The following is a 13239-nucleotide window of genomic DNA, read 5'->3' as shown; positions in this document are numbered from 1 at the left end:
ATTGAGCGACCCCAGCTTCAGCTGTTCGTCGTTGCCGATCACGACAGCCGAATAGTCAAGCCGAACACGCGGACACGCTGTTGTCAGCCCAACCGCTTGCCCGGCGTGAACCTGACCCGCAGCTTACGCACGGCGTACACCTCACCTGCGTCTTCGAAGAGTTCGGGTTCCGCCGCTAGCTCGAAGTCGGGCAGTCGCTTCAGGATCTGGGTCATCATCACCTCGAACATCATCTTGGCGTAATGGGACCCGAGGCAGCGGTGCATGCCGACCCCGAATGCCATCTGCTTCTTGGCATTCGGGCGCGACAGGTCCAGTTTGTCGGGATCCTCGAACACGGCCGGGTCTCGGTTGGCCGCGGCCCACATCAGGATCGCGCGGTCGCCCTGACAAAGTGGCTGGCCGTGGAACTCGGCGTCGCGAGACACCGTGCGCGCGAGGCCGAGGGTCGGCGTATACAGCCGCAGCAGCTCGTCGGTGCCCTTCTTGATCAGGCCCGGATCATCGATGAACTGCTGCCGCAGGTCGGTGTCGCGGCACAGGCGGGCAAGCACGTTGCCGGTGAACCCGCTGGTGGTGTCCATGCCCCCGAGCATCATCAGCACCGTGTACATGGTGATCTGCCCGTCGTCGAGCGGCTTGCCGTTCAGCGTGCCACGCAGGATGTCGCTGAACAGGTCGTCGCCCAGCCCCTCCGCCCGGCGCTCCTCCATGTGCTTGACGATTTCACCGAACATCTCCATGCCGGCGATCCCGGCCTTCTCCGGGTCGTGGGCGCGGTCGTGCACGGTGCTGTGCACCCAGCGCACCCAATCCATGTGCCGCGACTCGTCGAACTTCAGCAGCCGCAGGATGAGTCGCGCCGGTAGTGGTGTGGTGAGCTCGCCGACGAGGTCGCATTCGCCGCGCTCGATGAACGCGTCGATGGCCTCGTTGGTCATCTCGATGGCGCTCTCGCGAAACCGCTCCGCCGAACCCGGCGAGAACCGCCGCAGAGTGACCTCGCGCAGCTCCTGGGTCTCAGGCGGGTCTGACTCGATCGGCAGGATCGGTAGAGGCATCTCGCTGGCCGGCACGCCGACTGACGGGAAGGAGTTGAAGAGGGCGTCGTCGCGGGCGGCTTCGAACACCGACGCGTAGTCGACCAGCGCCCAGAAGCCCTCGTAGTGGTCGGAATGAGCTACAGGGCAACCTGATTCGCGCATTTTGCGGAAGGTGCCGTGCGGATCCTCGCGAAACTCAGCCGAGTGGTGGTCGAGATCCACCTCGGCGCGGGGACGCGAGTCGGCCTGAGTGTCGGTCATCTGCTGTGAACCCCTTCGTCGATTACTTGGAGAGGATGGCGACGGCGGCGGTTCCGGGCGCCCCGTACAGCTGAGCGAGCCCGACCCGCGGATCATTGGGTACCTGGCGGTCACCGGCGGTACCGCGCAGCTGCTGCACGAGCTCGTAGACCTGGCGCAGTCCCGAGGCCCCAACCGGTTCACCATTGGCGATGAGTCCACCATCGGTGTTGATCGGCAGCCGCCCGCCGATCTTGGTGGCCCCGTCGGCGAGCAGTGCCTCCTGCTCACCGTCCTTGCAGAGCCCGGTCTCGGCCATGTGGATGACCTCCGACCCGGAGTCGGTGTCCTGCAACTGTGCGACGTCGACGTCGTCGGGGCCGATGCCGGCCAATTCGTAGGCGGCCTGCGCGGCCTCGGCCGTGGTGCCGGGCCTGATCGGCAGTTCGATCGACGTCCGCAGCAGTTCGTAGGCGCCCTCGCGTCGACTCCGAAGCGCGGTCGAGCGCAGGTAGATCGGGGTATCGGTGTACTGCTTGGCCTTGTCGGCACGGCACACCACCACGGCGGCGGCCCCTTCGTTGGGATTGCAGTACATGTACTGACGCAGCGGCGCGTTCACAACGGGAGAGCTCAGAATCGCGTCGATACTCATGGGCTTGCGGCGCCAGGCATGCGGCGCGAGTTCGCCGTTCTCCATGTTCTTGGCCGCGACGCGGGCCAGTGTCTCCTCGCTGATGCCGTGGTCGTGCATGTACCGCATGATCTTGGTGCCGAAGTAGTGCGTCGTGAGGAACATGCCCTGATCGCCGTACCACTGCGGCAATCCCGAGACCGACGGGTCGGCTCCGAACGCGCCGCGCGGGTGCTTGTCGAGCCCGACGCCGACGGCGATGTCGGCCTCGCCGAGCTGAACGTCACGGGCGGCCAGGGTCAGCAGCGAGTTGCCGGTAGCGCAGCCGCTCAGCGTCGCCCGTGCCGGGATTCCGGTCATCCCCGCCAGCCCGGTCACGGCCTCCGGGTTCGCCACCTCGAGGCTGCCCGCATACAGGCTGCCTACGTCCGACCACGGGACGCCGGCGTCGCGCAACGCCCGGCTGATCGCCACGGCACCCATTTCCAGCGCCGACCGATCCTCGTACCGTCCGAAGGGGTGGAGTCCGACGCCGATGATGGCGATCTCGGGCGTGCTGGTCATTGCGTTCCTTTCGGCAGGCGTCATGTCGTTCCCACCGTCGGCAGGAGTGCGCGTTGACTTGGATGCCTGTAAGCCTATAACTATATAGCTGATTCTGTGACCGGGGTCTAGGATCGCCGTACTCGGAGTAGTGAAGGCAGGGCGTTGAGCATTTCGTTGTTGTTGGAGATGGCGGTCTCGGGCGACCCCGGTCGGGCTGCGTTGGTGGACGGGGACACCCGACTGACGATCGGAGAACTCAGCGCGCTGGCCGATGGCGGTGCGGGGGTGATCGCGGCGTCGGGCGCCGCGCACGTGGTGTACGTCGGCCTGGGCGGCGCGATGCAGCCGCTGCTGATCTTCGCTTCGGCGCGCGCCGCACGCGCGTACACCCCGCTCAATTACCGGTTGAGCACCGACGGTGTCCAGGAGTTGATCGAACGACTACCCGATCCGCTAGTGATCGTCGACAAGCGCTATCGCGACGCCGTCGGCGATGCCGCTGACCGCGTGATCGAGTCCGAGGAGTTCCTCGAGGCGGCGCGCACCGCGGAACCGGCAGCGGAGTTCGCCGACCCCGACGCCGTGGCGATCGTGCTGTTCACCTCGGGCACGACGTCGAAGCCGAAGGCGGTCGAGCTGTCGCACACCAACCTCACCAGCTATATCACCGGCACCGTCGAGTTCGGTTCGGCCGATCCCGACGACGCGGCGCTGATCTGCGTGCCGCCGTACCACATCGCCGGCGTCAACGCGGCGATGTCGAATCTGTACGCCGGCCGCAAGATGGTGTACCTGCCGAACTTCGACGCCCGCGAATGGGTGCGCCTCGTCGCCGACGAGCGGGTGACCACCGCCACCGTGGTGCCGACCATGCTGGACCGCATCGTGACCGCGCTGGAGCAGGAGCCGACCGACCTGCCGACGTTGCGCAACCTGGCCTACGGCGGCTCGAAGGTCGGACTCCCGTTGGTGCGCAAGGCGCTCGACCTGTTGCCGAACGTCAGTTTCGTCAACGCCTATGGCCTGACCGAGACCAGTTCGACCATTGCGGTGTTGACGCCTGACGACCATCGCGACGCGCACGGCAACCCCGACGAGACGATCGCGAAGCGGCTCGGTTCGGTGGGCCAGCCGGTGCCCGGCATCGAGGTGCAGATCCGTGACGAGCACGGCAAGGTGCTCGGAGCGGGGGAGTCGGGCGAACTGTTCGTGCGCGGTGAGCAGGTCTCTGGAAAGTACACCGGGATCGGGTCCGTCTTGGACGACGAGGGCTGGTTCCCGACGAGGGACATCGCCACGCTCGACGAAGCCGGGTATCTGTTCATCAGCGGGCGCTCCGACGACACGATCATTCGCGGCGGCGAGAACATCGCGCCTGCCGAGCTGGAGGACGTGCTCATCGAGCACCCCGACGTGCACGCAGTGGCCGTCGTCGGGGTAGAAGATCCGAATTGGGGGCAGGCTATCGTCGCCGTCGTGGTGCCTGCCACGGGCGTCGACCCCGATCCCGACGAACTGCGCGAGCACGTACGGAAGTTCCTGCGGGGTTCGCGCACTCCCGACCGGGTCGTCTTCCGTGACGAGTTGCCGACCAACGCCACCGGCAAGCTGCTTCGTCGCGAGATCGTTGCGGATCTTCGCGACGCGAACGTTGAAAGGTAAAGGAACGTAACATGATCAAGAATGGAACCCGCCTGCAGAGTCAGGTGTGCGACACGCAGGTGATCGTCGTCAAGGCGGCCGAGAGCCTCGACGACCTGCGCTGCGGTGGCTTGCCGATGCTGCCGCTGGACGCCGATCGGCCCGCGGACGCGCAGCTGGATCCGGCGTTCGCCGACGGCAATGCGATGGGTAAGCGCTACGTCGACGCGACCGATGCCGAAGTCCTCGTCACGAAGGCGGGGGCGGGGACTCTGAGTGTCGGTGCCACCGCGCTGGCACTCAAGGAGGCCAAGCCGCTACCGGCCAGCGACTGAGGCGGCCCGCAGGCTGACCAACTGCTGCCGGCACTGGGAATTGCGCGGAATCCCGGTTCTTCGACATCGAGGACACCGAGGGTTGTCCTGTCCCGCCGCCGCCCACCTCGGAGATCTGGAGGGCAACGGCGGTTCTGGTTGGCCGAGGAATAGGTGACCTACCGACCTAGGGGGTGTCGCCGGACCGCTCGACGAGCGATTGGAGCTCGCGACGGACGATCTTGCCGGTGCTACTGCGGGGGAGTGCGTCGAGCACTGTGATCGTGCGCGGCACCTTATAATTGGCGAGGTTATCCCGGACGTGGGCATGTCGATCAACTCAACATCTCGGTGAAGCTCATCTGTAGTCCGCGCAAAGAAAGGAAGTGTTCGTGAGAGGTGGACCGTCGATCAAGCACCTCGACGACGTACCGGCTGAGGAGATGCTGCGCTACGAGTTCGCGGATGGTCACACGGCGTCGATCTGGGAGAAGTGGATCGAGCTGACACCGCGCTACTTCGCGTTCTGGAACAAGTGGGATCCGGGTGCAATCTCCTCGCAGCACGGCCACACCGGCGATCACAGCAACTTCATCCTGGCCGGTGAGATTCGTTGTGGCGACATCGTCGCCCGCGCCGGCACGCACATCATGCTGGAGTGGGGTGACGTTTTCGGCCCGTGGGAGGCCGGCCCGCAGGGCTGCGAGCTGTACGGGTTCATCGCCGGCGAGGGCCAGCCGTTCGGCGGTGACACATCCGCCTACGAAGCGCTCCTCCAGGAGCGTGGGGCCCGACCGGTCCCGCTACCGATGCCCAAACGTCTGCCGCCGTGGATTCTTGCCAAACTCGGCAACGGATTCACTTCGTCGGTCACCCAGTGGAGTACGTCGGACTGAGGTCGTCAAACCAACCGCGGAATAGCTTGTATTGGGCTACAAGCTATTCCGCGGCAGAAGTTGATCACTGATTCATGCGTTCGCCAGCGCGGGGGGCTTGACCGCCTCCGGATCGGGGTTGGCCAGCGGGAGTCCCATGAAGCGGCGGGCGTTGTCACCCATGAAGTCGTAAGTGCGGCGAACGTCCATGCCTTCGGCGTACTTGAAGTAGCCCTTGGGGGTGGCGAGGCCTTCGGGGTGGGGCCAGTCCGAGCCGAACATGACCTTGTCCCATCCGACGGTCTCGACGACGTCGGCGACCGAGCCCTCCCAGAACGGGCTGACCCAGCAGTTACGGCGGAACACCACGTGCGGATGCTCTTCGAAGTTCTGCGGCATCTTCTTGTAGGTCATCTCCAGATCATCGAACAGCGGCTTGATCCAAGCACTTCCGTTCTCCACGCTGGCGATGCGCAGCTTCGGGAACCGGGTGAGCGTGCCGTGGCAGATCAGGCTGGTCAGCATGTCGGCGATCTCGCGATGGCCCAGCGCGGTCCACTTGAACGCCGACATCTCGAAGGCGCTGCTGGTGTCGGCGGGTTCCCACTTCTCGATGTACTCCTGCAGCGGGGGTTGGCTGGCATGCAGCACGATCGGCAGCCCGGCCGCCTCGACGTCGCGCCAGAACGGGTCGAACTCCGGCAGCGCGGGGGAGCGCCAACCCTTGTACCCCTTGACCGGTGCGGGCTTGATCAACGCGACCTTGGCGCCGTTCTCGAGAATGTATTCGAGTTCGCGGCGGCCCTCCTCGACGATGCCCAGGTTGATCACCGGTGTCGAGTAGATCCGGTTCTCGTGGTTGAACCCCCAGTGCTCGTGCATCCACTGATTCAGTGAATGGATGATCGCCGCGGTCAGTTCAGGGTCCTCGGCCGAGGAGTGTTCGACCAGGTTGGCCAGGGTGGGGTAGTTGATACACGCTTCGACGCCTTGGCCATTGAGTTCGGCGATGCGGTCCTCGGGGTTGCGCGCCCCTGGCGGGCAGTCGATGCCCCGGCCGGACATCTCGCGCATCGTCAATCCCTCAGGGTTCTGGCCGGAGTAGAACTTTTCGTGCGCACCGGGCGCAGCGACCCGCTCGAAGGTCGGGTTCGGCATGTAATCGGTGATCTTGTTCAAGATCGCGATCCGGGTATGCCGGCCTATCTGGACGAACTGCACGGATTTCTTGTACTTCTCCGGCAGGAACTTCAGCAGTGCATCCGGGGTCTCGTACATGTGCTGATCGGCGTCGAAGATCGGTGCGTCGGTGAACTGGGTCATCGTTGTGCCTCTCGCTGCTCTACATCGGGCTTGCGTATGAGCCTGGCGCAACTTGACGGTTGTGTCAAGTATTGCCGTGAAGAAGTTCGATAGCTGTCTTCAAGTGCAGTTATTGCGCTTGACGATGTTGTCATATAGCGTCGCCACATGACGGTCGCCTCAAGTGCTCCTGACGCGTCGCCACAGGACGCCACCCGCGGTGAGCGGACCCGCGCGGCAATCCTGAAGGCAAGCCGTCGACTTTTTCTCGAGCGCGGATATGCCGGCACGCCCATCAACGCAATCACCGAGGCTTGCGGTATCTCGCGCGCGGGCTTCTACACGTACTTCAAGGACAAGCGCGAGATCTTCAACGTCCTCGGCCAGACGGCGTATCACGACGTCCTGGCTGTCATCGCCGAATGGGCGGAGGCGGAGGCGCCGTTGAGTCCCGCCGACATTCGGGTGTGGGTGGGCCACTACTTCGACTACATGGATCATCACGGTGCGTTCGTGCTGGCGTCGGCGCACTCCGCCCCTGACGACGATGCGTTTCGAAACTCGCGCAATCGCATGGTGACTCGCGCGTCGTGGAAGTTGGGACAGGCTATCTCCAGGGCCGGCGCCCACTCACCGGACGTCATCGGCGTTGCGGTGATGGGCTTGCTCGACCGGGCCTGGCACACGGTGAATCGGCAGACCGTTGCCGTCGACCGCGACGAAATGATCGCGGTGGTCGCCGAAATGATTACGGCGATGGCGGTTCTCGGCGCGTCGGGATCAGCCGTCTAACCACCGACCGGTGTGGGTAACCGTGGAACCGTAGACGACGCCGGTCCAGCCTCGCGCCGGCTCATTCGGACACCGAAGGAGCACCACATGTCAGGCTTCGATACGAGCCAGCCGATCGCCGACGAGAAGTCGCTCAAGGATATCGACCCCGCCGACAAACGAGGCGCGGCCGCCGCCAGCGACCCCGAATCTGCCGAGTCGGACCAACTCGGCGACGCCACACCGGGCCCTCGCTGACGGGCAAACCCCAGAAGCTCTACGGGTCAAGACCTCCCAGGCGTCGAATGTCACCGAGGTGATGATGGCATTCATGCCAGGCGCTGCGCGCGACGAGCGCAACTGAGATCTCCCGACCGTCGAGCGTCACCGGGTGGTCGGCGGAATCGTCGTCCAACGCAATTAGCGCATCGGCGAGCCGTTGGATCCGTCGCTCGAACTGCGCGAGCAGTTCATGCGGATCGGCGTCGTTGTAGGCGGACTGGGCGACTGACTCGTCCGGGTCCACCGCTGGTATCAGCGGATTGTTTTCGGACAGCGCACACTCGATGAGCCAGCGGTGGAACGCCATCGACTCCCGTAGGTGCCCCAGGTACTCCAGCGGGGACCATACCGTGGCTGCCGGTCTGCGCCGAAGCTCATCACCAGAGATGGCAAGGACGCTGGCGCCGATCGCCTGGGACATCGGTGACAACTCCGTGGCGACGTCCGACGGTAGCGTCTCGGACTGATCGAAACCGCACTCGCGACAGATCTGCTCCATAACCGGATCCTTGGATCAGCTGGCCAGTGCGCTGCCGGTTTTCGCGGTCCACTTTCCGTAGGGGATGTGGTCGGGGATCTCCCAGAAGCTGCGCACGGAGCTGGTGCCGTCGGCGTTGACTCGCCACACATCGACGCTGGGGATGACGAGTGCCTCGCCCCGGTAGGTGCCTTCGTTGTGGCACACGACGACGGCCTCGGATCCGCCGAGGATGATCTGCTCGATGCGAACGGCCGGGTGATTCGGCCCGGTGCGATCCCACAATTCGGCGGCCAGTTCCCAGCCCCGTTTGACCGGTGTTCCGACCGGGTCCTCGAGCGTCGGTTCGCCTGGCGCGGCGTCCTTCCAGTGCTGCAGCCAGCCCTGCTTGTCCTGGTCGTTCCACAATTCATACCAGCGCCGGATGAAGTGCTCGAGATCGGCTCCTGTGATCGTCATTGAAAGTCATGCCTTTCTGGGAGGTTGGGTGTCAAGCACATGTGGCTCAAGGCGTTTGGTGCGATGGATTGAGTAGTTGCGGCAGGACCTGAGTTGCACGGTGACGGTGTCCATTCGGCAATCGCACGAGCGGTTGAGTGGGAAACCGCGCTCTTGAACGTCTCGGCCGGGCCCTCGAAACCGTACATCGGCATCTTCTCGTCGAGTGGGCGGCATCGACGATCGCTGTGCATCGGCCGTCGACCGGGCTTCCGGCCTGTCTCGAGAATGGCTTTCCCAATAATCGGGGCATTGTCTGGGAACACCATTCCCGCTAGTGCCCCACACCAATCGGTGGGGGCTGCACCGCGGGGGCGGACAGCCCCGTCAGGATCAGCGCGACGACCTGGTTGCGCACCTCGTCGAAATCGGTGTCGAGCCGCCCGCGGATGCGGGCTTCGAGGTGACGGACGGCGACCGCGTGGATGGCGAAGGAATCGAGTTCGGGGCGCGCGTTGGGCAGGCTGCCGTCGGCCAGGCCGGCGGCCAACGCCGCGGCCAGCGGCTCGCGGTGCCGCGCGTACGTCGCCTCCAATGCCGCTGCGATACCCGGCGCTCCCGTGACCTCCGTGGACATGAACGCCAAGGCATCGCGGAATCGTGCCTCCTGCCAGCCGATGCTCAGATAGTCCTCGATCCAGGCGGTGATTGCCGCTGCTGGCGTGTCGGCGGCAGCGACCGCTTTGCGCAGGTCAGCCAAGATCAGCTCGCCGGCCCACTCCTGCATCGCGATGATCAGGTCGTCCTTGGAGGCGAAGTGCCGGTAGAAGATCCGCCGGTTGACCCCGGCGGCTCGAAGGATGTTCTCGATCGACGTCGTTCCGGTGCTCGAGCCATGACTGATCAACCGGTATGCCGCCCGCAGGATCGCATCCCGTTCCGATTGGTGACCGTCGTCGCTCATGGGGCGGCTCCATTCCCTGGGAATACATTTCCCAAAGTAGCATCATCATTGTTTGGGAACGCCATTCCCGCTAGGGTCGAGAAATAGTGCCGATGGCGTATCCCAATCGATGAAGGAGCAATCGTGAATGGTCTACCCAGCATGCAGCCGACCGGGTGGTTCCAGGTCGCGTGGAGTGCCGACCTGGCCGAGGGCGACGTCATCCCGTTGCGCTACTTCGGCGTCGAACTCGTCGCCTTTCGAGACCTGCAGGGGGCGGTGCACGTACTCAATGCCCACTGCCAGCATCTCGGCGCCAACCTGTCCAAGGGTGGCTGCGTCGTCGAGGACGGTATCCAGTGTCCGTTCCATGGCTGGGTGTGGAACGGGGAGGGCCGCAACGTGCGGATCCCCTACGAGAACCGGCCCAATCGAGGTCGCAAGGTTCGGTCCTGGCCGGTCACCGAACTCAACGAGTCCATCTACATCTGGCACGACGCCGCCGGGCGCGCTCCGATGTGGGAGGTGCCCGACGGACTGCGGGTGCTCGGGGAACACATTCACGATCGGGACTACTTCCCAGTCGGCCCGGAAGCCCGGCTCAAATTCGCCGGAATCCACGTGCATCCGCAAGTCATCGCCGAGAACGCCGTCGATCCGCATCACTTCCGGTTCGTGCACAAGACCCCGATCAGTCCGGTCGTGCTACGGGAGGATACCGACGACGTGACGTGGTCGGCGAAGGTGGGTTTCGGCCGACGGTGGAGTGAGGGCGTCGACCGGCCGGGCGGGACGACCAACACCTTGGAGATCTACTGGTCGGGCCTCGGTATATCGTTCAACGGCGAGCACACCCGCGAGGGCTTTCGCGTCATCGCCATCTGCGCCACTCCCGTCGACGACGACACATCAGACATATTCTCCACGTACTGGATTGACGAGGCCAACGGCAATTACGACGAGCGCCTGACGGTTGCGCAAGCCGCGTTGCCGGACGACATCGCGATTTGGGACAGTCAGGTCTACATGGATCCGCCGGGCCTGACCGCCTCCGAAGCCGCAGGGTTCCGGCAATTGCGCCGTTGGGCGCGTGGCTTTTATCCCGACGCGGAGCCTGCTGAGGCGAAACTCGCGCCATCCGGCGCCCACTGACTAAGCTCAAACACCCAGTGCCAGTGCCGAATTGGACACTCACAGTGGCCGACGTCGTCGCCGAGACCGCCGACGCTGTCACCATCGTGTTCGACCCACCCAATGGTTGCGATGTCGGTTACCGGCCTGGCCAGTTCCTGACGTTGCGAGTGCCGAGCGAGCGGACGGGGTTCGTCGCCCGTTGCTATTCTTTGTGCAGCTCGCCGGACACCGACAAGCGGCTGGCTGTGACGGTGAAGCGTACCGCTGCGGGGTATGCCTCGAATTGGTTGTGCGACAACGCCCGTCCAGGTGATGAGTTCGAATGCTTGCCTCCGGCCGGCATTTTCAGTCCCGACGACTTGGACAAGGATCTACTGCTGCTTGCCGGCGGCAGCGGCATCACCCCCATGATGTCCATCACCAAGTCCGTGTTGGCCCAGGGGCGCGGGCGAGTGGTGCTCATCTACGCCAACAGGGACCCTGATGCCATCATCTTCGCCGCGGCGCTGCGCGAACTCGTTGCGGAGCATTCTGATCGGCTGACAGTCATCCATTGGCTGGAGAGTGTGCAGGGCCTGCCCAATGACGCGACCCTGACACCGCTCCTCGCACCATTCGTGGACCATGACGTTTTCATCTGCGGCCCAGCACCATTCATGAAGAGCGCGCGCAGTGCGATCGAAAGTCTGGGAACACCGCGCACCCGGATCCACATTGAGAACTTTGTTTCACTGTCCGGGGATCCGTTCGTCGACAGGCCGCTGAGTGTCGATCAAATCGGCGATTCTGCCGATGACCAGCTGACCGCCGAGGTGGTCGTCGAGCTGAACGGTTCGACCCACACGCTGACATGGACACCGAAAGACACCTTGATCGACCTGCTCGTCGACCAGGGGATCGAAGCGCCCTACTCCTGCCGTGAAGGTGATTGCGGCACATGCCAATGCGTTCTGATCGACGGGAAGGTCGAGATGGATACCCACGGCGTGCTCGACGATGACGACATCGCGGACGGCATTGTGCTGGGATGCCAAGCCCGACCATCCTCTGAGCGCATCAGGATTGAATTCTGATGCCGGTCGACCCCGATAACCGCCGGCGACACAGGACGCCGTCGACGAGGATCGTCGCCAGCGCGGGATCCGCTGCAGCGCAGGCCCGTCGTCAGACGTCGAGCGACGAAGCCGCCATCTCGAGTTGGATCACCCAGCACATGGGTGCGCGCGTCCTAACCGTCACGCGTCAGGCGCGATGGCGCTACGCCTGGTTGGTCGATGCCGAGCGCGACGGCGAGGAATTGCCGTTGGTCGTTCGTGGTGAGCGCGGCGCCGGGATACCCATGCAGTTCCCGTTGCGTCACGAGATGTCACTGCAGCGGGTGATGTCCGAGCAGGGCATTCCGGTCCCCACGGTGTACGGATGGATCGATGAGCTGCCCGCCTACGTAATGCACCGCGTCGACGGCCAACCCGGACTCGAGGGCCTCACCACCGATCAGCGCGACCTCCTGATGCGCGACTACATGGGGCAGCTCGCGAGGCTTCACCGCCTGCCGCTGAAGCCGTTCCTCGAAGCAGGTATCCAGCGGGCCGCGACTCCGGCCGGGATCGGGAGCTACGGCATCGGCCGCTTCGAGGCCGTGTGGCGGGCAGGCAAGAATGCGCCCAACCCGCTGCTGGAGTTCGTCCTGGGTTGGCTGAAGCGAAATCCTGTGGACACCAAGGGGCGTGAGTCGGCCATCGTGTGGGACTCGGGTCAGTTGCACCAGAAGGACGGACAGCTGCGGGCGATCCTCGACGTCGAGGCCGGTCACATCGGCGACCCGATGATGGACCTGGCCGCGCCGAGGATGCGGGACACCGTTCTGCACTTCGGAGACTTCGAGAAGCTGTATCAGGAATACGAGCGGGCCGGCGGCTTCCCCGTCGACATGGACGCAATTCAGTTGCACCACATCGCCTTTACCCTTACCAACGAACTCGCCTTCCGGAACTCGCTGAACGATCCGCTGCCCGAGTCGGACTACATGACCAACCTGCACTGGTGCAGCGAGACGAACTTGCACGCCATCGAGGCGCTGGGGGAGCGCCTCGGCCTCGAGCTCGAACCGCCGGAGCTCCCCGCGGCGACGGTGACACGGGCCGCTACTGCGCACGATCAACTCGTCGGGATGCTGCGCGGAATCGACACCGACGACGAGTACATCCGGTACCGGTTACGCGGCGCGTTCCGCCTCGCCCGCCACGTGCAGCGGGAAGACGAAGTCGGCGTGGAGTTCACCAACTCCGATCTCGATGACCTCGTCCCGGTGCTCGGCCATCGACCGGCGACGTGGCAGGAAGGTGATGCGGCGCTGGAGCAGTTCGTGCTGGCAGACGGCGGTCGGCACGACGAGCAGCTGTGTCAGTTGTTCTATCGCCGCCAGATCCGGCACAAGAACACGCTCGGCCCACCGGGGTCGGCGATGGTCGCCCACCACACGTGTCAGCCGTTTCCTGCACGCGTGTGACGACTCCGCCCGAGGTCACGGGTGCAGCGAAGTAGTTCGATTGGCCTCCGCCGGTCGGCCGGGTGATCTGATATTCGCTGTACTCCGTC

General features: G+C 64.6%; 14 protein-coding genes. 8 read left to right on the top strand and 6 right to left on the bottom strand.

The window, feature by feature from the left end; genetic code table 11:
• Nucleotides 1-83: 83 nt before the first annotated feature.
• Nucleotides 84-1304 carry a cytochrome P450 gene (locus BHQ18_RS04890; RefSeq protein WP_069412463.1) on the bottom strand — a complete coding sequence of 407 codons (1221 nt, stop codon included), beginning with the start codon at nt 1302-1304 and terminating at the stop codon, nt 84-86.
• Between the two features lie 22 nt (nt 1305-1326).
• The gene (locus tag BHQ18_RS04885) at nt 1327-2481 is read right to left on the bottom strand and encodes a thiolase family protein (protein WP_069412462.1); all 1155 of its coding nucleotides are present in this window, start codon (nt 2479-2481) and stop codon (nt 1327-1329) included.
• Between the two features lie 144 nt (nt 2482-2625).
• On the opposite strand from BHQ18_RS04885, the gene BHQ18_RS04880 reads away from it, so the two are divergent.
• The 3 genes from BHQ18_RS04880 (at nt 2626) to BHQ18_RS04870 (ending at nt 5314) form a co-directional block, all read left to right on the top strand.
• Nucleotides 2626-4125 (top strand): class I adenylate-forming enzyme family protein, encoded by a 1500-nt coding sequence (locus tag BHQ18_RS04880; RefSeq protein WP_069412461.1) that lies wholly within the window; start codon nt 2626-2628, stop codon nt 4123-4125.
• Nucleotides 4126-4136: 11 nt separating this feature from the next.
• Nucleotides 4137-4439, top strand: coding sequence for a hypothetical protein (locus tag BHQ18_RS04875; protein WP_069412460.1), 303 nt, complete (start codon nt 4137-4139; stop codon nt 4437-4439).
• Between the two features lie 371 nt (nt 4440-4810).
• On the top strand, nt 4811-5314 hold the full coding sequence (locus tag BHQ18_RS04870) for a hypothetical protein (protein WP_069412701.1): 504 nt from the start codon (nt 4811-4813) through the stop codon (nt 5312-5314).
• A gap of 72 nt (nt 5315-5386) precedes the next feature.
• Here BHQ18_RS04870 and BHQ18_RS04865 read toward each other — a convergent pair whose 3' ends face one another.
• Nucleotides 5387-6616, bottom strand: coding sequence for an amidohydrolase family protein (locus BHQ18_RS04865; RefSeq protein ID WP_069412459.1), 1230 nt, complete (start codon nt 6614-6616; stop codon nt 5387-5389).
• Nucleotides 6617-6763: 147 nt separating this feature from the next.
• Between BHQ18_RS04865 and BHQ18_RS04860 the strand changes: the two genes are divergently transcribed.
• Entirely contained in the window at nt 6764-7387 is a 624-nt protein-coding gene (locus tag BHQ18_RS04860; protein WP_069412458.1) for a TetR/AcrR family transcriptional regulator, read from the top strand.
• An 87-nt stretch (nt 7388-7474) separates the two neighbouring features.
• Complete coding sequence (locus BHQ18_RS30020) at nt 7475-7624, top strand: hypothetical protein (RefSeq protein WP_165614533.1); 150 nt, start codon at nt 7475-7477, stop codon at nt 7622-7624.
• 19 nt (nt 7625-7643) lie between these two features.
• Here BHQ18_RS30020 and BHQ18_RS04855 read toward each other — a convergent pair whose 3' ends face one another.
• The 3 genes from BHQ18_RS04855 to BHQ18_RS04845 all read right to left on the bottom strand — a co-directional run bounded on the left by BHQ18_RS04855 (nt 7644) and on the right by BHQ18_RS04845 (nt 9528).
• Nucleotides 7644-8147, bottom strand: a complete 504-nt coding sequence (locus BHQ18_RS04855; protein WP_069412457.1) for a DinB family protein — start codon at nt 8145-8147, stop codon at nt 7644-7646.
• A gap of 15 nt (nt 8148-8162) precedes the next feature.
• Nucleotides 8163-8585 (bottom strand): nuclear transport factor 2 family protein, encoded by a 423-nt coding sequence (locus BHQ18_RS04850; RefSeq protein ID WP_069412456.1) that lies wholly within the window; start codon nt 8583-8585, stop codon nt 8163-8165.
• 313 nt (nt 8586-8898) lie between these two features.
• Nucleotides 8899-9528 carry a TetR/AcrR family transcriptional regulator gene (locus BHQ18_RS04845; protein ID WP_069412455.1) on the bottom strand — a complete coding sequence of 210 codons (630 nt, stop codon included), beginning with the start codon at nt 9526-9528 and terminating at the stop codon, nt 8899-8901.
• Between the two features lie 123 nt (nt 9529-9651).
• On the opposite strand from BHQ18_RS04845, the gene BHQ18_RS04840 reads away from it, so the two are divergent.
• Genes BHQ18_RS04840 through BHQ18_RS04830 form a run of 3 tightly spaced genes read left to right on the top strand, consistent with a single transcriptional unit; the run spans nt 9652 to nt 13150 of the window.
• Nucleotides 9652-10659, top strand: a complete 1008-nt coding sequence (locus tag BHQ18_RS04840) for a Rieske 2Fe-2S domain-containing protein (protein ID WP_109789193.1) — start codon at nt 9652-9654, stop codon at nt 10657-10659.
• Nucleotides 10656-11714, top strand: a complete 1059-nt coding sequence (locus BHQ18_RS04835) for a 2Fe-2S iron-sulfur cluster-binding protein (protein ID WP_084293882.1) — start codon at nt 10656-10658, stop codon at nt 11712-11714. The genes BHQ18_RS04840 and BHQ18_RS04835 overlap by 4 nt, the downstream gene beginning before the upstream one ends.
• Nucleotides 11714-13150, top strand: a complete 1437-nt coding sequence (locus BHQ18_RS04830) for a phosphotransferase (protein ID WP_084293881.1) — start codon at nt 11714-11716, stop codon at nt 13148-13150. Before BHQ18_RS04835 ends, BHQ18_RS04830 begins: the two co-directional genes overlap by 1 nt.
• The last annotated feature ends 89 nt before the right edge of the window (nt 13151-13239 follow it).

It is taken from the genome of Mycolicibacterium flavescens (genome assembly GCF_001722335.1).
Lineage (GTDB): Bacteria > Actinomycetota > Actinomycetes > Mycobacteriales > Mycobacteriaceae > Mycobacterium > Mycobacterium flavescens.
This window is presented reverse-complemented; position numbering and strand designations above follow the sequence as displayed.

Excerpts from the sequence above, each read along its gene's own strand:
- BHQ18_RS04830 (WP_084293881.1), top strand. The coding sequence starts at position 11,714 with ATGCCGGTCGACCCCGATAACCGCCGGCGACACAGGACGCCGTCGACG.
- BHQ18_RS04860 (WP_069412458.1), top strand. The coding sequence starts at position 6,764 with ATGACGGTCGCCTCAAGTGCTCCTGACGCGTCGCCACAGGACGCCACC.
- BHQ18_RS04845 (WP_069412455.1), bottom strand. The coding sequence starts at position 9,528 with ATGAGCGACGACGGTCACCAATCGGAACGGGATGCGATCCTGCGGGCG.
- BHQ18_RS04875 (WP_069412460.1), top strand. The coding sequence starts at position 4,137 with ATGATCAAGAATGGAACCCGCCTGCAGAGTCAGGTGTGCGACACGCAG.
- BHQ18_RS04850 (WP_069412456.1), bottom strand. The coding sequence starts at position 8,585 with ATGACGATCACAGGAGCCGATCTCGAGCACTTCATCCGGCGCTGGTAT.
- BHQ18_RS30020 (WP_165614533.1), top strand. The coding sequence starts at position 7,475 with ATGTCAGGCTTCGATACGAGCCAGCCGATCGCCGACGAGAAGTCGCTC.
- BHQ18_RS04865 (WP_069412459.1), bottom strand. The coding sequence starts at position 6,616 with ATGACCCAGTTCACCGACGCACCGATCTTCGACGCCGATCAGCACATG.
- BHQ18_RS04890 (WP_069412463.1), bottom strand. The coding sequence starts at position 1,304 with ATGACCGACACTCAGGCCGACTCGCGTCCCCGCGCCGAGGTGGATCTC.
- BHQ18_RS04885 (WP_069412462.1), bottom strand. The coding sequence starts at position 2,481 with ATGACCAGCACGCCCGAGATCGCCATCATCGGCGTCGGACTCCACCCC.
- BHQ18_RS04855 (WP_069412457.1), bottom strand. The coding sequence starts at position 8,147 with ATGGAGCAGATCTGTCGCGAGTGCGGTTTCGATCAGTCCGAGACGCTA.